The 18,761-nt window shown below is 70.9% G+C and carries 13 protein-coding genes and 1 pseudogene; 6 read left to right on the plus strand and 8 right to left on the minus strand.

What is annotated here, in order from left to right; all coding sequences use genetic code 11:
• Positions 1 to 412 precede the first annotated feature (412 nt).
• On the plus strand, positions 413 to 1,240 hold the full coding sequence (locus WME98_RS02800) for a DUF6602 domain-containing protein (protein ID WP_437949837.1): 828 nt from the start codon (positions 413 to 415) through the stop codon (positions 1,238 to 1,240).
• 2,903 nt (positions 1,241 to 4,143) lie between these two features.
• Here the strand turns inward: WME98_RS02800 and WME98_RS02805 are convergent.
• From WME98_RS02805 to WME98_RS02825, 5 genes are all read right to left on the minus strand, one after another.
• Complete coding sequence (locus tag WME98_RS02805) at positions 4,144 to 6,537, minus strand: protein kinase domain-containing protein (RefSeq protein ID WP_437949838.1); 2,394 nt, start codon at positions 6,535 to 6,537, stop codon at positions 4,144 to 4,146.
• A gap of 199 nt (positions 6,538 to 6,736) precedes the next feature.
• Complete coding sequence (locus tag WME98_RS02810; protein WP_437949839.1) at positions 6,737 to 7,621, minus strand: hypothetical protein; 885 nt, start codon at positions 7,619 to 7,621, stop codon at positions 6,737 to 6,739.
• A 448-nt stretch (positions 7,622 to 8,069) separates the two neighbouring features.
• Positions 8,070 to 10,769, minus strand: a complete 2,700-nt coding sequence (valS, locus tag WME98_RS02815; protein ID WP_437949840.1) for a valine--tRNA ligase — start codon at positions 10,767 to 10,769, stop codon at positions 8,070 to 8,072.
• A gap of 145 nt (positions 10,770 to 10,914) precedes the next feature.
• Entirely contained in the window at positions 10,915 to 11,652 is a 738-nt protein-coding gene (locus WME98_RS02820) for a ferredoxin--NADP reductase (RefSeq protein ID WP_020738144.1), read from the minus strand.
• Positions 11,653 to 11,863: 211 nt separating this feature from the next.
• Positions 11,864 to 12,067 carry a hypothetical protein gene (locus WME98_RS02825; protein ID WP_437949841.1) on the minus strand — a complete coding sequence of 68 codons (204 nt, stop codon included), beginning with the start codon at positions 12,065 to 12,067 and terminating at the stop codon, positions 11,864 to 11,866.
• Between the two features lie 821 nt (positions 12,068 to 12,888).
• On the opposite strand from WME98_RS02825, the pseudogene WME98_RS02830 reads away from it, so the two are divergent.
• A pseudogene (locus WME98_RS02830) lies at positions 12,889 to 13,014 on the plus strand (DSD1 family PLP-dependent enzyme); the annotation flags it as partial.
• Positions 13,015 to 13,027: 13 nt separating this feature from the next.
• Here the strand turns inward: WME98_RS02830 and WME98_RS02835 are convergent.
• Positions 13,028 to 13,846: a hypothetical protein gene (locus tag WME98_RS02835; RefSeq protein WP_437949842.1), complete on the minus strand. Its 819-nt coding sequence runs from the start codon at positions 13,844 to 13,846 to the stop codon at positions 13,028 to 13,030.
• A gap of 113 nt (positions 13,847 to 13,959) precedes the next feature.
• Complete coding sequence (locus WME98_RS02840) at positions 13,960 to 15,279, minus strand: flavohemoglobin expression-modulating QEGLA motif protein (protein WP_437949843.1); 1,320 nt, start codon at positions 15,277 to 15,279, stop codon at positions 13,960 to 13,962.
• 261 nt (positions 15,280 to 15,540) lie between these two features.
• Here WME98_RS02840 and WME98_RS02845 point away from each other — a divergent pair, with 261 nt between their 5' ends.
• From WME98_RS02845 to WME98_RS02860, 4 genes are all read left to right on the plus strand, one after another.
• Positions 15,541 to 16,491 carry a sigma-70 family RNA polymerase sigma factor gene (locus WME98_RS02845; protein WP_437313400.1) on the plus strand — a complete coding sequence of 317 codons (951 nt, stop codon included), beginning with the start codon at positions 15,541 to 15,543 and terminating at the stop codon, positions 16,489 to 16,491.
• 152 nt (positions 16,492 to 16,643) lie between these two features.
• Entirely contained in the window at positions 16,644 to 17,135 is a 492-nt protein-coding gene (locus WME98_RS02850; protein ID WP_437949844.1) for a DoxX family protein, read from the plus strand.
• A 45-nt stretch (positions 17,136 to 17,180) separates the two neighbouring features.
• Complete coding sequence (locus WME98_RS02855; RefSeq protein WP_437949845.1) at positions 17,181 to 17,597, plus strand: VOC family protein; 417 nt, start codon at positions 17,181 to 17,183, stop codon at positions 17,595 to 17,597.
• A 112-nt stretch (positions 17,598 to 17,709) separates the two neighbouring features.
• On the plus strand, positions 17,710 to 18,342 hold the full coding sequence (locus tag WME98_RS02860) for a glutathione S-transferase family protein (protein ID WP_437949846.1): 633 nt from the start codon (positions 17,710 to 17,712) through the stop codon (positions 18,340 to 18,342).
• A 28-nt stretch (positions 18,343 to 18,370) separates the two neighbouring features.
• On the opposite strand, the gene WME98_RS02865 is transcribed toward WME98_RS02860, so the two are convergent.
• Entirely contained in the window at positions 18,371 to 18,727 is a 357-nt protein-coding gene (locus WME98_RS02865; RefSeq protein WP_437949847.1) for an ArsR/SmtB family transcription factor, read from the minus strand.
• Between the last annotated feature and the right edge of the window lie 34 nt (positions 18,728 to 18,761).

Here is an 18,761-nt window from a genome sequence, read left to right on the forward strand (position 1 = left end):
GTGGACGAACGGCTAGTCACCAGCGCCCGATGCGTCCCTCGACCCTCACGGCCGGTCCGCGCACCTGCCCGGCGGACACCGACGGCCCCGAGCCCGGCTCGCGGGCGTCCACCTCGCCCCCGCGGCCGCTCTGCGCTCAGCCTGGCCGCGGCACAGGCCCGCGCGCGAGGACCTCACCGGCGACGTGGCCGAGCTCGGCCGGTTCGATGAGCCCGTGCTCCAGGGAGTGGCCGTCCTGGCGGCTGGTAGGACGGGCGCGCCGGGAGGCGCACCACGCCATCTCTCCCACCTGTGCTCGTCCGCGTCATCGAACGGCCGGTAGTTCGCCGTCAGGTTTGGCCGTTGGCTCCGCGTTCCCGTTGCGCTACTCGCCCGAAGAATGACCAGTCATCATCGACGGATCCAGACGTACATGGACCTTGAAACGAAATCGCTGCTCGTTGCTGCGGAGCGTGCCCGCGTGCTTGACCACAACGGAAACCGCGGTTTCGACGCAGAGCACGCCATCAGGGAGTGGCTGCGGCGCCGCGTCGAGCCCGAGTACACCGTTTCCTCTGGCGAGATCATCGACGCGTTCGACACCGACGCAGACCTAAAAAGCCGACAACAAGACATCGTCATCCATCTCAATAACAGAGAATCGAATCGACTGGCACTCCCAAGCGGACTTCGTCTTATACCAATCGAGACAGTCGCAGCCATTGTCGAGGTAAAGCTGACACTAGACAAGACTGCGTTGTTCGACTCTGACAAAGCTGCTACCCAGACCGCCAACCTCCGTCTTTCCGTCGAGTGGGAGCCCGCCCCCGCGCGCGGAGCTGGCGGCGTCCCCCAAGACGCTGCCGCGGCCGAGGAGTTCAACCGTGAGAAGGCTCCGCAAGGCGTGAAACTCTGGGATCGAGAGGTCCGAAATCGAACGACGTTTGCCGTTTTTGGCTTCAACGGTCCGTCCAACCTCCACACCATGGCCGAGTGGATGAAGGAGACGGCCACGGTCAGCTTGGCTGCATGTCTAGAAACCGGCTGCGTGTTCCGCCGTCCTCCGTCGGGGGCCATTCGCGAGCCATGGGAAAACCGATCGATTGTCTATCCTAGCGACGAGGCGTTGATGGCGTTCGCAACGCTTATAGATGCTGCCATCGACAAACACCGGGAGAGCTCGAGCAAGTTCGTGTGCCAGATCCGAAGGTACACTCAGCTAAACGGCGTCCCGCTTGAGGACAGTAGCAGCAGCGGCTAGCTGCCTCGCCGCCGGCGCGCTCGACGAGCTCGCGCTCCAGGGTCTCGCCGCCGGCGGCGCCGTGCTCGCCCGGGTGGACTTCGGCCAGGCCGCGCCGCGCTACGAGCTCGCGCCCAGGGCCTCGACGCCGGAGTGCTCGACGAGCTCGCGCTTCAGGGCCAGTCACCAGCGCCAGAGGTGTCCCTCGACCGTCGCAGCCGCTCCGCGCCCCGGTCAGGTGGACACCGACGGCCCCGAGCCCGAACTCGCGGGCGTTCACCTCGCCTCCGCGGCCGCTCCGCGCTCAGCCAGGCCGCGGCACCGGCCCGCGCTCGCGGACTCGCCCACTCCGCCTACATGTTGCTCAGCACACAAACACGCAGGTGGGACATCGCCGCGGCCACAGCGAGCCGCGGCCCGGCGCAGAGCTCTGCCTCCCGCGCGGTCAGCGCCTCATCGAGGCCCGAGCTCGCCCACGTCCGCCTCGACGCCAGCCGCGCCGAGCTCGGCGAGGTGGCCGCCTGCGCCGCGCAGCACAGCCGTGGACGTGCTGAGGGCGTCGCGGGGAGCTCGGGCGGGCGCTCGTCCTCGGCAGGCGGGCCGCAGCGCCGTCCAGTGGAGGTGTGGGCGCGCCGCAGGCCGAGGTCGCCGGGGTACGCCTCGACCTTCACCCCGCGCTAAAACTCAGTATTGTGATGCAGAGCTCGGCCACTAGCATGCGCCTCGACCTTCATCGCCGCGGCCGTGATCGGAGGGTCGGCGTCCGGAGCCCGCCGCTCGAGCTGCTCGTCCTCGCCGGCATCGTGGTCCGCGCTCGGCCGGGTGGACGGCACCGCCGGATCATCTCCTCCGGAGAAGCGCCGCAACGCTGAGCTCGGCGTGGTACCTGGTACCGGCCCCACTGCCCGACCATCGGAAGTCGGCGTCGACCGCGCGGTAGCTGGCGCTGCAAGTGATTGCTCTGGAAGGAGACGCCGGCGGGGGGAGGCCCCCGCCGGCGACGCGGTCAACGCAGCAGGACCCTGACCGGGCCGGGGTACACCTGGATCTCGACCTGACGACCGAGAAGCAGGGCGATCACCATCAAGATGGGGATCAGGACGAGCACGACGACGCGCTTGCCGCGCGTACCTCGCCGGACTAGCCTTCCGGTGGGTTTAGGGCCCGCGACGCTGCACCAGGATTCCAGGGCGCTCTTGGACGGGGCTCGCCTGGTGGTTCTGGGTGCGGCGTCGATCTTTGTGGGCTTCGTGCGCTTCGATGGCCTGGATGTCCAGGGTGCGGCTGCATCTCGTGGGCGAGACGCAGCGCCTCGTGGGCTGATGTTCATTTCTTGGAATTCACTTTCTTATAACGGTTATACTGGCCGGGAGTGACCAGCTCACCGGCCGACCAGTCGGCAGGTGAGCCCTCGCGTCGTAGCCTATCTGCCATGCCCTGGCAACTACGATCTTCCGGGCGGACAACAATTCTCCAGCGGCGCTCGGCAGGACTCGCCAGACTGCGGTGCAGCGGCGCTGCACTGCATCGCCGAGAGCTTATCCATGAAAGAGCTTTTCCATGAAACGACGCCCTGAACCTGGGCGGCGGAAGTGTTCACTTCTTCTTCTCCCCAGAGGTTGTCTTGTATGACCAACACCTGGGCGGCCGATCCACGGCGGCTTCTTCTTCTCCCCGGAGGTTGTCTTGTATGGCTAACACCTGGGCGGCCGATCCACGGCGGCTTCTTCTTCTCCCCAGAGGTTGTCTTGTATGACCAACACCTGGGCGGCCGATCCACGGTGGCTTCTTCTTCTCCCCAGAGGTTGTCTTGTATGGCTAACACCTGGGCGACCGATCCACGGCGGCTTCTTCTTCTCCCCGGAGGTTGTCTTGTATGGCTAACACCTGAGCGGCCGATCCACGGCGGCTTCTTCTTCTCCCCGGAGGTTGTCTTGTATGGCTAACACCTGAGCGGCCGATCCACGGCGGCTTCTTCTTCCCGGAGGTTGTCTTGTATGGCTAACACCTGGGCGGCCGATCCACGGCGGCTTCTTCTTCTCCCCGGAGGTTGTCTTGTATGGCTAACACCTGGGCGGCCGATCCACGGCGGCTTCTTCTTCCCCCGAGCTTTCCTCGGGGGTTGTGGTGCATGACCAGAACCTGGGCGGCCGAAGTGTCTACATGACGAGCCAGGGCGCCGCGCTCGGTGAAAAGCCTTATCGAAGCTCGAATCTGTACAGCCCCAACGGATGGCATGCTGGCGCTCTGGTCCAGGACCGGGCCGGGCGGCCGCTGTTCAGTACCGCGGGGTGTTCGTCAACCAGGTGGTGGACGAACAGCACCCACACAGGAATCTGCCGCGTCACGCACGATGCCGCTTGACAACGGCGGCGACACCGTTCTTGCCGGCATGCGCTTCGACCTCTACGACCGGAGCGGCGCCGCGCCGAGCTCGCGCCCGCGCTCCTCATCGCCGGCACCACTCGTGCGCTCGGCCAGATGGGCGACGGCGCTACGCTCGCCCTCGAGCTGCTCGTTGCCAGCATTGCTCCTGCGCTCGGGCGCGTGGAGAGCCACTGGCCAAGCTGGCCGACCTCCGCCTCGACATCTGCGACGGCCCCGAGCGTGCCAAGGTGGACGACGGCGGCCCCGAGTTCGTCGGGGGCCTCGACGCCGGCCAGGCGTGGAGCGGCCCCCGGCCCGACGCTCGCGCGGCGGCGAGGGATCGCGCCGATCGGCTCCGGCGCCATGTGCGCGACGGCGGCCGCGCCGAGATCCTCCTCGTCGAGCTGCTGGATGGTGAACGACCGCAGCCCCGAGCGCGTGCCCCAGACGCAGCGATCCGAAGCCGCGCCCGTAACGACCCGCGATCGCCAGCACCGGCACGAGCGCGCGCCCATGGTCCCCTACAACTCCCCGGCTCCCCGCGCCTACCGCCGCAGCTAGCGGGCACAGCAGCCAACATGCTGGATCCATTCGGGATTGTTTTTGCGTCTCTGAATCGTTTCCCCCTTGCAGAACGTCTCCCCGAAGACGCTCGCCGCCCGCAGCACGCGCCGCTCCTCGATGCCCAGCGCCTCGAGCCGCGCCTGCACCAGCGCGAGCGCCGTCTCGGGCATGCCCTCGCTCCTGCCCTCGGCGACGGCGCGGATCTGCTCCTCCAGCACGAACGCGTTGCCCTCGGCGCGCGCGAGCAGCCGCTCGACCAGATCGGCATCGACGGCATCGCCGAGCACCTCCCGCACGAGCCGCTCGCCCGCGCGCCGCGAGAGGGCGGCGAGGCGGATCCGGAGGCCGTCGCGCTCGCTCCACAGCGCCGGGAAGAGCTCGTCGACCTCGGGACGGGCGAGCGCCAGCACGAAGAACGGCAGGCCTCGCGCGCGCTGGAGCGCGGCGTCGACGAGGTTCACCGTGGGCAGGTCGCCCCAGTGCAGATCTTCGATCACGAGGATCACCGGCCTCCGCTGGCATTCGGCGTGCACGAAGTCCTCGAAGGCCTGGCGGATGCGGTCGCCCATCAGCACCGGGTTCTGGCGCGCCGCCCGGAGCTGTACATCGCCGTCGTCGGGGAACGTCGCTCCCACGAGCTCGCCGAGGAACGCCGCGACGTGCGGGGCCTTGGCCCCGAGCCCGCCGAGCTGCTCGACCCGGGCGAGCACCTTGCTCCGCCGCGCCTGGATCGGCTCGCCGTCGAGGATGCCCATGGCGCGGCGGAGCGCCTGGGCCAGCAGGCCGAACGCGGACCCGGCGGCCACCGGGTCGGCCCTGCCGATCCAGACCTCGGCGGCCTCGCTCCGCTCCTTGAGCGTGCGGAGGAACTCCCAGGCGAGGCGCGATTTACCGAGCCCCGGGGCGCCCACGACGACGACGGCGCTCGCGGAGGGCTCATCCACGGCGTGGCGCCACTCGGCCGCGAGCTGCGCGAGCTCGCGCTCGCGCCCGAGGCAGGGCGTCGGCTTGCCGAGGAGCCTGGGCACGGTGTCCGGCTCGTCCTTGGGGCCGCGCAGCCAGGCCCCTTCGGCCCCTTGTATCGTGTCGAAGCGGCTGGCGAGCAGGCCCGCCGTCGCGCTGTCGAGCTGGATGCCGGACTCCGGCGCTCGGGCGCGCCTCGGGAAGAGCTGCACGACGCGGTCGATCAACGCGCCTACGGGCAGCCTCCCTGCGACCTCGGTCAGCCCGGTGGCGATGGACATGGGCACGCCCCCGAGCTCTGCGCGCAGGGCGAGCGCGCACTGGGCGGCGCGCGCGGCGAGATCCGTCGGGGTCTCGGCGCCGGAGAGCGTGATGAGCAGCCACTGCGATTGCAGGAGCTCGAGGCGTCCGCCGTGGCGCGCCGCGATCTGGCGCAGCGCCTCGGTCCGCGCGGCGCCCTCGGCCTCGGAGAGCGTGGCGTCCGCCTCCGCGCTGCCGCCTTCGGCAGCCAGGATGACGCACATGACCCGGCGCTCCGCGGTCGTGATCTCCACGCGCGATGCGGGCGGCGCAACGGTCTCGCGCGCTCCGCCGGGGAGCCCTGCCTGCGCCAGGGCGGCGAGCTCCTCGGCGACGGCGGCGCCGTCGCGCGGCCGATGGTCCACCGGCTTCGAGAGCATCCGGGCCACGAGCCGCTCGAGGTGCTTGGGGACGCCGTCGCGGAGCTCCCCGAGCCGCGGCGGATCTTCCAGGACGACCTTCATGATCAGCGACAGCGCGTTGTCGCCCAGGAAGGGTGGGCGCCCCGCGAGGCACTCGAACAGCATGCAGCCGAGCGCGAACACGTCGGCGCGGGCGTCGATCGTCGGCTCGCCGCGCGCCTGCTCGGGGGCCATGTACCCGGGCGTGCCGAGGATCGCGCCGGGCGCCGTCAGGCTCCGCGCGAGCCGGAGGTCGCGCGCGATGCCGAAGTCGAGCAGGATGGCGCGCTCGACGGCGCCGCCCACGAGCATCAGGTTGCTCGGCTTCAGGTCGCGGTGAACGACGCCGAGCCGGTGGACCTCGCCGAGCGTCGCCGTTACCTGCGCCGCCAGGGTCACGCTCTCGGCGATCGAGAGCGGCCCTCCGGCGAGCCGCTCCTCCAGCGTCACGCCGTCGAGCCACTCCATGGCCAGGTACGGACGTCCTGCGCCGGTCACCCCGTGCGCCACGTACTGCACGACCCCCGGCAACCGGAGCGTGACGAGCGCCTCTGCCTCCCGCGAGAGCCGGCTCAGGTCGCGCACGTTTGCGCTCTGCAGCACCTTGAGCGCCACCGCCTGCCCGGACAGCCGGTCGCGCGCGCGGTAGACGTCACCCATGCCGCCGGAGCCGGCGAGCCGCTCGATCTCGAAACGATCCTCGACTACGTCCCCGGCGCGCATCGCTGTTCTTATGTACTGCGAGTGCGGCCCCGTGTGTGCGTTCTCCCACGGGTGGCCCTGGAGCATCTCCGTGCAGGCGCCACGTAACTCAGGGAACACGACGCCGGGAGCTCACCGCAGCCAGCCGCCCGCGAGCATGCCGGGAGGCCGACCAGCTAGCCCTTGCGTACAAACAGCTGAATTTTCTGACGTGACCGCGTCAGGGTAGCAGGAACGACGTGATCACCGAGTCCGTGCGCACCCATGGCGATACGGCGACGCGGTCGATGCACCCCTTGTAGAAGCCGTTCACGCTGTCCACCCCGTTGCAGACGGCGTCGCATGAACCCACGATCTCGAGTGCGCCACATGGCTGAGCTAGCGTGGCGCCGGTCACGGGGTCCACATTGATGTGACCGGCCGCACAATCGCGCTGCACCTGGCGCGCACGTGCAACACCGCTCGGAGAATAGCAGGCTTGTAGATACGGCGCCTCGATATGAGTAAACACATTTCCCCAGAAGGCGCCCTCTCTTACCGTGTAGGTCGCTCGCTCCGACGTCGACGATGAGGCTTCGACGCCGCGAAGGGAGATCATGACCGAGACACCGTACCAGTTCACCCGCGACGCGAGACATGCGGTCAGCGTGCGCTGGACATAAGCATCGTTCGCTATGGGGGTTGATTTCCACCAGTGCGCAAGCCCAAGCTCGCCCCGGTATGTCTCTGAATGGACGCCCCCGCTGCTGTCGGTCCAAGAGAACGCGAACGACTGATCCGGCTTGAGCGCGCAGCCCACGATGTAGCGCAGGAGCTCCCTGGACAGGTTGCCGCGCGTACCCGGATCCTGGATGGCGCTGAGCGCGTTCGGGCTGAGCGCGTTCGGGCTGAGCGCGTTCGGGCTGAGCGCGTTCGGGCTGAGCGCGTTCGGGCTGAGCGCGTTCGGGCTGAGCGCATTAGCAAGGAAGCCGTTTTCAGCGACGGCCGCGCTCTCTTCTACCTCGACGAACTCCTCCGACGCCTCATCGATGTCGGCGCCAATACAGGCGGTGGTAGCCAGAGAGACGGCGAGGAGCACAACCATGCGAGGATAGAAAGATACCATCAGGATCCTCCTTTCGGCGCTGGGTGTCAGCGTAAGGCCACGCAGCGACAAACTCTCAATCTATCATTTCTAAGCGCTCCTGTGCAGGGTTTAGCAATATCCCCACGGGGTCGGGAAGACACACCCCTACGCAGCCCCTGACGCACTGCACAATGAGGAGGCCGCATCCTGGGTGGGTAGTGGTCAACTTTGCCCAGAGAGAGTCCACATGAAGGCGGGAAGATCATTAAGGTTTTCTTCCCGCCTTCCCGCCTTCATGTTCAAATTTGACCACTACTGTCAGCTGGAAGCGATCGGCAATGCGCGACGGAACGAGGTCCACGCTCTTCGCATGACGGGAAGGCATACGAGCGGGGAGCTCGCCGCGGAGGCGCTCAGCGTCGCGCAGAGCACCCGCTCGGGGTCGGGCAGCGCGCTGGAGCACGCCGCCCGCCGCACGCCGGCTCCGTTACTCCGTGGTCGCCGCCGCGTCCCCCGCCCCGGCCGCCGCCGCCGCCGCCTCCACCTCGCAGCGCACGACCAGGACCTCGCCATCCGCGAGGTCCGGCCGCTCCACGAGCTCGTGCGCGCCCGCGCGCACCGCCGTGAGCACGTCCCCCAGCGCCGGCTTCAGCCGCGCCAGCGTCGCGGCGTTCGCCCCGAGCGCGAGGTCCGAAACGACGCGCCCCACGCTCGCGCCGAGCTCGCTCTTGCGCTTGTTGACCGCCGCCATCGCCGCCGCCGCCAGATCCAGGAGCCCCGGATCCGAAGGCGCCGCGACCGCCGCGAAATCCGCCGCCGACGGCCACTTCGCCCGGTGGATCGAGGCCTCGCCCGTCTCCTCCGCGTACACCCAGCGCCAGACCTCGTCGGTGATGTACGGCAGGACCGGCGCGAACAGCCGCAGCAGCACCGACAGCCCGAGCCGCAGCGCCGCCACCGCCGAGCCGCGCGCCGCCTCCCCGGCGCCGCCCTCGCCGCGCGCACGCGCCTTCGCGAGCTCCAGGTAGGCGTCGGTGAACCAGCGCCAGAAGAAATCCTCCGTCCGCTCGAGCGCCGCCGCGAACTCGTGCTCGTCGAACGAGCGCGTCGCGTCCTCCACCACCGCCGACAGCTTGTGCAAGAGCGCCCGGTCGAGCTCCTCGGAGATCGGGTGGACCTCCGCCGACTGGCTGAGCACGTACTTGCTCGCATTCCAGATCTTCGTGACGAGCCGCTTGCCGATCTTCAGCACCTTCTCGTCGAACGCCGTGTCCGTGCCGAGCCGCGCGCTCGCCGACCAGTAGCGGACCGCGTCCGAAGAATACGTGTCGAGCAGGTGCATCGGCGTGACGACGTTGCCCTTGCTCTTCGACATCTTCTTGCGATCCGGATCGAGGATCCACCCGGAGATCGCGATGTGGTGCCACGGGACCGACGACTCGTGCAGCATCGCCTTCGCGATCGTGTAGAACGCCCACGTCCTGATGATGTCGTGGGCCTGCGGCCGCAGATCGGCCGGGAAGAGCCGCGCGTGTCGCGCCGGATCGTCCCCCCAGTGAGAGCTGATCTGCGGCGTGAGCGAGCTCGTGAACCACGTGTCGAAGACGTCGGTCTCGGCGGTGAAGCCGCCCGGCTGATCGCGCTGCGAGGCCTCGTACCCGGGGGGCACGTCGACCGTCGGGTCGACCGGGAGCACCTCGCGCGCCGCGAGCAGCGGCCGGCTGTGGTCCGGCTTGCCCTCGGCGTCGAGCGGATACCAGACCGGGAACTGCACGCCGAAATACCGCTGGCGGCTGATGCACCAGTCGCCCTGGAGCCCCTCGGTCCAGTTGCGGAACCGGAGGCGCATGAAATCCGGGTGCCACTTGATCTTCTCGCCGAACTCGAGGAGCTCGGCCTTCTTGTCGGCGAGCCGGACGAACCACTGCCGCGTGGGCACGAACTCGAGCGGCTGGTCGCCCCGCTCGTAGAACTTCACCGCACGCTCGATCGGCCTCGGCTCGCCCCGCAGCGCCGGCCCCCGGCCGGGCGCCGCCGCGTGCTCGTCGCGGCGGAGCAGCTCGACCACCGCCGCGCGCGCCTGCTTCACCCCCTTGCCCTGGAGCGGGGCATAGGCGGCGTTGGCCGCGGCCGGGTCGCGGCTCTCCCACGGGCCCTCGCCGAACGTCACCGGCAGGACACGGCCGTTCTTGCCGAGCATCTGCCGGAGAGGGAGCTTCTGCTCCCGCCACCAGATCACGTCGGTCGCGTCGCCGAAGGTACAGACCATCAGGATGCCCGTGCCCTTCTCGCGATCAACGAGCGGGCTCGGGAAGATGGGCACCGGCGCGCGGAAGATCGGGGTGAGCGCCGTCTTGCCGAAGAGGTGCTGATACCGCGGGTCCTCCGGGTGCGCCGTGACGCCGACGCAGGCCGCGAGCAGCTCCGGGCGCGTCGTGGCGATGACGAGCTCCTCGCCCGTCCCCTCCACCGCGAACGCGATGTCGTGGAACGCGCCCGACTGCGGGCGATCCTCGACCTCCGCCTGGGCGACCGCGGTCTGGAAATCGACGTCCCACATCGTCGGCGCGAAGACCGAGTAGAGGTGGCCCTTCTCGTGGAGATCCAGGAACGACAGCTGCGCCGTCCTGCGGCAGTGATCATCGATGGTGGCGTACTCGTGCCGCCAGTCGACCGAGAGGCCCACCCGGCGGAAGAGCGCCTTGAAGACCTGCTCGTCCTCGCGCGTGACCTTGTGGCAGAGCTCGATGAAGTTGGGCCGCGACACGATGCGCGGCGGGTCCTTCTTGATCGTCTCCGGCGCGGCCTGCGGCAAGGTCAGGCCGCGCTCGTACGGCGTGCGCACGTCCGTGCGGACGTGGAAGTAGTTCTGCACGCGCCGCTCGGTGGGCAGGCCGTTGTCGTCCCAGCCCAGCGGGTAGAAGATGTTGAAGCCGCGCATCCGGCGCTGGCGGACGACGACGTCCGTGTGCGTGTAGCTGAAGACGTGGCCGATGTGCAGCGAGCCCGAGGCGGTCGGCGGCGGGGTGTCGACGACGAAGGTCTCCTCGCGGGGGCGCGACGGGTCGTATCGGTACGTCCCGTCGGCCTCCCACACGTCGGCCAGGCGCAGCTCGGCGACGGGCGAGTCGAAGTGCTTCGGGAGCGTCGCGGGATCGATGGAGCGGAACGTCTTCTTGATCGTCACGTGGTCACCTGCAGAACAGACCCCGCAGGAACCGCCCGCGGGGGTGGCATCCTACGTCGTACCCAGGGTGCCGCTCAAGGAGGACGCCGGCGGCGCCGCGGAGATCGCGGAGAGGCTGGCGCCTCGCTCGCGGCGCGGCCGGGGCTCAGTCGTAGCGCTCGACGTGGACGTGCTTGCGGGGGACGCCGAGCTCGCCGCGGGCGAGCTCGCGAACGGACGAGACCATCCGATCGAGGCCGCAGATGAAGACGTGCGGGGCCGGATCGCCGCTCTTCTCCGCGAGCTCCCGGTAGAGCTCGGGCACGTGCGCCTGCACGTAGCCGCGGCGGCCGGCCCAGGACGGGCCGCCGCGCGAGAGCGTGATCTCGTAGCGGATCCGGTCGGATCCGCGCGCGAGCGCCTCGAGCTCGTCGCGGTAGATGACGTCCTCCTCGAAGCGCGCGCCGAACAGGATCCACAGGTGGGGCGCGGCCAGCCCCGCGCGCAGGGAGGCGCGCAGCATGCTCCGGAGCGGCGTGATGCCGGTGCCGGTCGCGACGAACAGGGAGGGCGCGGAATCCCCGGGATCGCGGGTGAACAGCCCGTGCGGGCCGATGGCGCGGAGCGTGGCGCCGGGCTCGAGCCGGTGCAGGTGCTCCGAGCCCGCCCCGCCCTGCACGAGCGTGACCGCGAGATCGAAGCGCGGGGAGCCGTCGGGCGCGGAGGCGATGGAGTAGGCGCGCTTCACCTCGCCGCCCGGGAGCGGGAGGACGAGGTTGACCCACTGGCCCGCCTCGAACAGAAACGACCTCCCGTCGGCGCGCTCGAACGAGAGCTCGCGCACGAAAGGGCTGAGGGGCCGGGCGGCGACGAGGCGGGCTTCGAACGGTTCGGCGTGGATCATGGTCGGGCCCCGGCGGGGCTCGGCTGCGAGGCCGCGCGGGTGGCGAGGTCTTACCGCAGCCTGCGCCCCGGCCCAATCGCGATCGCCTCCGAAAGGGCGCCGCCGGGGGGCGCGCAATCGCGGGAATCGCGGGCTTCCGCCCCGCGCCGCCGGAGCGCGCGGCCGGGCCGCCGCCCGGGCCCGCGCTCCGGCGGGGGAGCCGTCGCGGGCTCTACCGCACGCCCATGCGGCGGCGCTGCGGGATGTTCACCGCCGGCCGGGAGCGATCCAGGTTGGGGAGCCCGCGCGGCGGGCGGGGATCCCGGTGCGCGGGCTTCGGCGCGGGGAGCTGCCCGCGCTGCGCAGGCGTCCGGTCGGGCGATTTGGCCGAGCCCGACGCGAGATCGGAGACGGGGAGATGCGCGCTTCGCTGCATAGGATCCTCCATGGAATCGGTCATCAACACATCGGGAAGAGCACCCAGGCGGAACGAGACCTTCGAAGAACCGACTCTCATACACCCTCCATTCATCGTACGTCCCCGGACTCAGGGCGGATCGAACCCGTGAGGGACGCTGTCTCTCTGGGCCTCTCCCTGCTCGCTCGACCGGCGCTCTCTCGACGCAACTCCGCCGCTCGTCGGGGCGGGACGGTCCGCCTCGCCGCACGCTCCCCGTCGAGACGACTCAGCGTCTCGACGTCAGGAGAGAGGACGATTCGGCCCGTCGCGCCACGAACGCTCCGGCTCGGTGCTTCGAGCGCGCGGCCAGCGAGCGAGGGACGATCGCCAAGAGATCACGAATCTCCCGGTCGTCGGCCTCCAGCGCCTCTGGCTCGTCCGCGCGTCACCCCGCTCCGTCCCAGCGCGCACACGACGCGAGCTCGCGCGGGGATCCGCGGGTCGCCGTCGTGGCTGCTCATGCGCGACGATACAGGGGGGGGCCGTGCCTACCTGGGCAACAGGCGCTCATCTTCTACCACGGCGAGCACTGCGTGAGTGTTGCCGTGAGTAGGCCCCTGAGGGTCCGCGCGACGGAGCGTGGTGTCAGTGAGAGATGCGCATGGTGGACGCGGGCTACGCGTCGAGAGGGACACTAGCACTCGACCTCGATCTTGCCCAGCACTTTTTGTGGAGGAGGGGTGTCCTCCCGCTCGCTTCACGCTGGCCGCTTGGCCGCTGGCGCGCGGCCCTGCCCCGGGGCCGCGCACATCGAACATGGATAATCGCTGAGCTGGAGACACCGGCGCTCGTGAAGGATCGGCGCGCCGCTGCGGATCCTGCCCGACCACGCCTGCGCGACCGCCGCGCAGCACGCGCGGTGCCATGCCGTGGCCGGCGGGACGGCGATCGAGGCGGTGTGGGAGCGCCTCGGCGGGTGGTGATCGCGCCCGGCGCTCAGAACGCGACGCGCAGCCCCGCGCTCAAGGGGCCTGCGCCGGGCGACGCGGCCACGGCGCCCGGGCCGACGAGGAGCCGCGCGACGGCGGGCGCGCTCGGCGCGTCGTCTCGCCGCACCCGCCGCTTGCCGAACACGTAGAGCGGCAGGCCGACGGCGATCCCGGCCACGCCGCCGAGCGCGGTGGCGATCGCCACCCTGGACGCCTCGGTGCGCGCGGCGGTGCTGTTGTCGTGGCTCGCGAGGACCAGCGCCGCGCCGCTGAGGATGGCGGCGCCGCCCAGGGTCGTGAGGACGAGCCCCGAGATCACCATGACCGGGCTGTTCCACTCCGTCGTCCGCTCCTCGAAGTCGCGGAACGCCTCCCTCGCCGCCGCGAGCTCCAGCTCGATCCGGCGCTGCTCGGCGCGCCGCTCGTCCGCGGAGCCGAGCTCGTGGACGCGGCGGGCCTGGCTCTCCAGCGCCGCGATGCGCGCCTCGTGCGCGGCGGCGGTCGCTTCCCACGTGGCCCCGGGCGGGACCCCCGCCACGGCCGGCGCGGCAGGGGGCGCCGGCGCCGGGGTCGAGGCGGGAGGCGCGGGCGGCTCCGCGGCCACCGAGGGCGCGGCCGCCGCGGGAGGCGCGGGCGGCTCCGCGACCACGGAAGGCGCGGCCGCCGCGGGAGGCTCCGCGGCCACGGAAGGCGCGGGCGGCGCGGGCGGCTCCGCGGCCACGGAAAGCGCGGGCACCGCGGCAGCCAGGCCCAGCGCCCACGCGACGACACGACGACGCGCCACGGCCGCGCGCGGGCGCGCGAAGCGGAGGTGGGCCTGCTTCATGCGCGCAGCGTCACCCCTCGACAGGGCCGGGTCAAGGCGCGGGTGTCCGAGAGCACGAGACCTCCGCTCCGCAGGAAACAGGCGCGCCGGCGGTCCACGCGGCGGCTCGCCGCTCACCCCTCGCGCGGCCGGCCGCGGCGCCGCTTCCCCTCCCCGGCCGGCCGCGCGTCGGCGGCCACGCGGAGCAGCTCCCGGAAGTGCCGCTCCACCGGGCCGAGATCGATGCCGTCCATGAACGACGTGAACGCGAAGTACGGCAGCAGCGTCTGCCAGGCGCGCAGCCAGCCCGGCAGGAAGCGCGGCCGCTCCAGCACGCCGGCGGCGCGCAGCTCCGCCAGCACCGCGATGTCGTCGAGCGCGATCCGGCCGCACACGAGCAGCTCCACCTCGTCGCGCAGCCCGCCGCGAAGGACCGCGGCCAGGAAGGCGTAGACCTCGAGCAGCCCGGCCAGGTAGCAGGCGTCCTTGGTGAACGGCGCGCCGCCCTCGACGAGCCCGCCGCGGCACACGCGCTGGGCGTCGAAGTAGGCGTCGCGGCGCTCGGCCCCGCGCTCGCGCAGGTGGCGGTAGAGATCGAGGAAGCTCGCGCCCTGCTCGGCCATGTCCACGAGCCGCACCCGCTCGGCGAGCCGGGTGAGGCGGCCGATGGAGAGCGAGCGGCTGTAGAGCTCGGCGAAGATGGCGAGCCCCTCCTGCGTGCGCGTGGTGCGGGGGCCGCCCGAGCGCAGGAACGCGCACCGCGGCTGCGCCGCGCCGTTGTGCGCGGTGAGCGCGTGCGTCTCGACCTCGTGGTGCCACAGTCCCTCGGCCTCCCAGGAAGCGAAGGTCGCCTCCGGCCGGATGCGGACCCGGCTCATGCCGGCGACCACCTTGGCCGTGACGCGCGGGTCGAGGGTGACCTCGATGTCGAGCCGCGGCGCCCGGGCGGCCACGCGGGCGGCGAGCATGTCCCGGAGCGCGCCGGCGTCGAGCGGCTCCTCCTCGGGATCGCTGGCCTCGTCCCAGCCGTGGACGCGCAGGCGCTCGGCGAGGTGCTCGGCGAGGTCGATGTTCCTGAGCGGGCCGCCGAAGAACCGCGAGCGCGCGCCGCCGTAGAGCTCCTGCGACCGCGCGGAGAACGCGCGGGTGCCCGCGGCCTCGAGCAGCTCCGCGGCCTGGATCTGCGCGCGGACGTTGTCCCGCAGCCAGTCGAGCGCCGGCGCGTCCCCGTCGATGGACCCGAGGAGCTCGCGCAGCTCGGCGACGCGACGCGCGAGGCCGTCGCGATCGACGCGGTGCTCGACCTCGGGGAGGCGGTCCTCGCCGGCAGCGAAGAAGCGCTCCTCCACCTCGCGCGGCCAGGCGATGTCGTCGAGCAGCTTGAGGGCCTTGCCCTCCGCCAGGCGGCCGCCGACCCGATCGAGCTGCTCCAGCACGGCGCGGTCGATGCTCATCGAACGCAGGATCGCCGAAGTCGCGAGTCGCGGGAACCGCCATTCCCTCGACGAGGCAGCGATTGCCATCTTCCGTCCTTTTTTTGAGCGCCGTCGTCGCGCTCGACGGCGGGCTCCGGCGCTCTGGCGCCGTTGCACGCAGCGAGGGTGTTCCGGGGCTGGCTCGGGAGCGTCCTTTGGCCCACACCCGAGACACGAAGGCTCCGCGCCGAGCGCGGTTGACCGTGGACCCGCCGGAGAGCCGATGATACGGTCCGGCCGATGTCGGAGAGTGTAGCCCAACTCGAAGAACACCGCGCGGCGCTCACTGGACACTGCTACCGGATGCTGGGTTCGGTGGTCGACGCCGACGACGCCGTCCAGGAGACGATGGTGCGCGCCTGGCGGAGCCTCGATAAGTTCGACGGGCGCTCGTCGCTGCGCACCTGGCTGTACCGCATCGCGACGAACGTCTGCATCGACCTGCGGGCCGACCGCGCGCGCCGGGCGCGCCCCATCGAGGAAGGCCCGGTCGGCACGGTGGACGACGCGCTCGAGACGCGCCCGCGCACCCACTGGCTGGAGCCCGTCCCCGACGCGCACGCCCTGCCGGCGGACATCGACGCCGCGGAGCGGGCGATGCTCCGCCAGAGCATCCGCCTCGCGTTCGTCGCGGCGCTCCAGCACCTGCCGCCGAAGCAGCGCGCCGCGCTGCTGCTCACGGAGGTGCTCGGCTGGTCCGCCGCGGAGGTCGCCGACAGCCTCAACACCTCGGTCGCCGCGATCAACAGCGCGCTCCAGCGCGCGCGGGCGACGCTCGCGAGCCGCGATCTCGGCGACGCGCGCCCCTCGCTGCCGGAGCCGCAGTCCGCGCTGCTCGACCGCTACGTCAACGCCTTCGAGCGGTACGACGTCGACGCGCTCACGGCGCTGCTGCACCAGGACGCGACCCTGTCGATGCCGCCGTTCACCCTGTGGCTCCGCGGCCACGAGTCGATCCGCGCCTGGCTCGTGGGCCCGGGGGCGGGCTGCCGCGGGTCGCGGCTCATCCCGACGGCGGCCAGCGGCTCGCCCGCGTTCGCGCAGTACCGCCCGGCGCCGGAGGGCGGCCACCGGGCCTGGGCGCTCATCGTCCTCGACGTCGCGGGGGACCGCATCGTCAGCATGACGTCCTTCCTCGACACCGAGACGCTCTTCCCGCGGTTCGGCCTGCCGCTCGATCTACCGGCCTAGCCGCGGGCGCCCTGCCGGCCTGACCGCGGGCGCCCTACCGGCCTAGCCGCGGGCGCCCGGTCAGCGACGGCGCGACGATTTTTTTTCTGAGCGACCGATGATTCCTGACGGGGGCGGGGGTCTACGGGGGTGAATCCAGCACGGAGGCACCCATGACCGCGAGCGTCGCCAGCATCAATCATCGTGACCAGAATCTCGTGACCCGGCCCCAGGCCGAGGCGCCGGCCCCCGCCACGGCGCCCAACGCGGCGCCGTCCAGGCGAGCCGTGTGGGCGGGCCGCGTCCTGAGCGGGCTGGCCACGCTGTTCCTGACGTTCGACGCCGCGGTGAAGGTGCTGAAGCTGTTCCCCGCGGAGGCGTCGACCGCCGAGCTCGGGTTCCCGGCGCACCTCGTCCCCACCCTCGGCTACCTCCAGATCGCCTGCCTCGTGGCCTACCTGATCCCGCGCACCGCGGTGCTCGGGGCGATCCTGTGGACCGGCTACCTGGGCGGCGCGATCGCGATCCACGTGCGGGTCGAGAACCCGCTGTTCAGCCACACCCTCTTCCCCATCTACGTGGCCGCGTTCCTCTGGGCGGGGCTCTGGCTGCGCGACCGCCGCGTGCGCGCGCTGACCGCGAGCCCGTCGTCGCAGGGCCGATGAGCTTCACGTTTCACGACAGTCCATCACGGTAAAGGAGAAGCAACCATGACCACGAACACCCCTCGCAAGCTCTTCGTCAACCTGTCCGTCCGCGACCTGAAGCGATCGATGGAGTTCTTCAGCAAGCTCGGGTTCGAGTTCAACCCGCAGTTCACGGACGAGAAGGCCGCCTGCATGGTCGTCAGCGAGGAGGCCTATGTCATGCTCCTCGCGGAGTCGTTCTTCAAGACGTTCACGAAGAAGGAGATCTGCAGCACGAGCACGCACACCGAAGGGCTCTTCGCGCTCTCGTGCAGCAGCCGGGCCGAGGTCGACGACATGGTGAAGAAGGCGATCGCGGCGGGCGGGTCGCACGCGCTGGATCCGCAGGATCACGGCTTCATGTACGGCTGGAGCTTCTACGATATCGATGGCCACCACTGGGAGGTCATGTGGATGGATCCCAAGGCGATCCAGCCGTAGCCGGCGGGGCGCGGGCGCGCCGCCTGGAAGAGCCACCATGAAGGCGGGGAGGTGGGGAGGTCGTCGTCCGTCCTCCCCGCCTCCCCGCCTCTCGCGATCGAGGACGTCACCGATGATCAAGGTCTACAACTTCGCGCGCGGGGCCCGCGGCCTGCGGGTGATGTGGCAGTGCGAGGAGATGGGTTTGCCCTACGAGGTCGAGATGGTCTCGTATCCGCCGAGCGAGGCCTATCGCGCGCTGCATCCGCTCGCCAACGTGCCGTTCCTCGAGGACGAGGGCGGCGTGGCGATCCACGAGTCCGTCGCGATGATGCTTTACCTCGCGCAGAAATACGGGCCCACGCCCCTCTTGCCCGACAAGGACGATCCGGCGCTCGCGCGCGTGCTGCAGATGACCGTGTTCGGCGAAGCCGCGATCGGGGCGGGCGTCAACGCCCTGCTGACCGCGCATTTCGGCGCGCCGGAGGCGGACAAGCGCAACTGGTCGGTCGTCACGCACGAGGCGAACGTCGAGCGGGCCCTGCGCTTCACGGCCAGCCTGCTCGGCGACAGCCCGTTCCTCGCCGGGGAGCGCCTCACGCTCGCCGACATCTCGGTGAGCACCGCGATCGGGATCTACCGCGGCGCGCTCGGCAAGGCGCTGCCCGACGCGCTCGCCGCCTACCAGGAGCGGATGGCCGCCCGGCCGGCGCTCGAGCGCGCGCGCGCGAGGTGCCGCGGCCCGGAGAGCCCGTCGCGCGCGTGAGCGCGACGCCGGCGCGTCCGCCCCTGCCCTAGCGCTTCGAGCGCTCCCCCTTGTTCTCCCGTTCCTTCAGCTCCTCCAGCAGGTCGTCGAGGCGCTCGTAGCTGCCCTCCCAGAAGCGCTTGTAGTTGTCGAGCCAGCCGCTGGCGTCCGCGAGCGGCTTGGCCTCGATCCGGCAAGGCCGCCGCTGCGCGTCGCGGCCGCGCGAGATCAGGCCCGCGCGCTCCAGCACCTTGAGGTGCTTGGAGATCGCGGGCTGGCTCATCGCGAACGGCTTCGCCAGCTCGGTCACCGACGCCTCGCCGGACGCGAGGCGCGCGAGGATCGCTCGCCGTGTCGGATCGGCGAGCGCAGCGAACGTTGCGTCGAGGCGCTCGGACGGGGTCATTGCATAACTCCTTGGTATAAAAACCATTTAGTTA

The sequence above is a fragment of the Sorangium sp. So ce296 genome, assembly GCF_051529605.1.
GTDB lineage: Bacteria > Myxococcota_A > Polyangia > Polyangiales > Polyangiaceae > Sorangium > Sorangium cellulosum_D.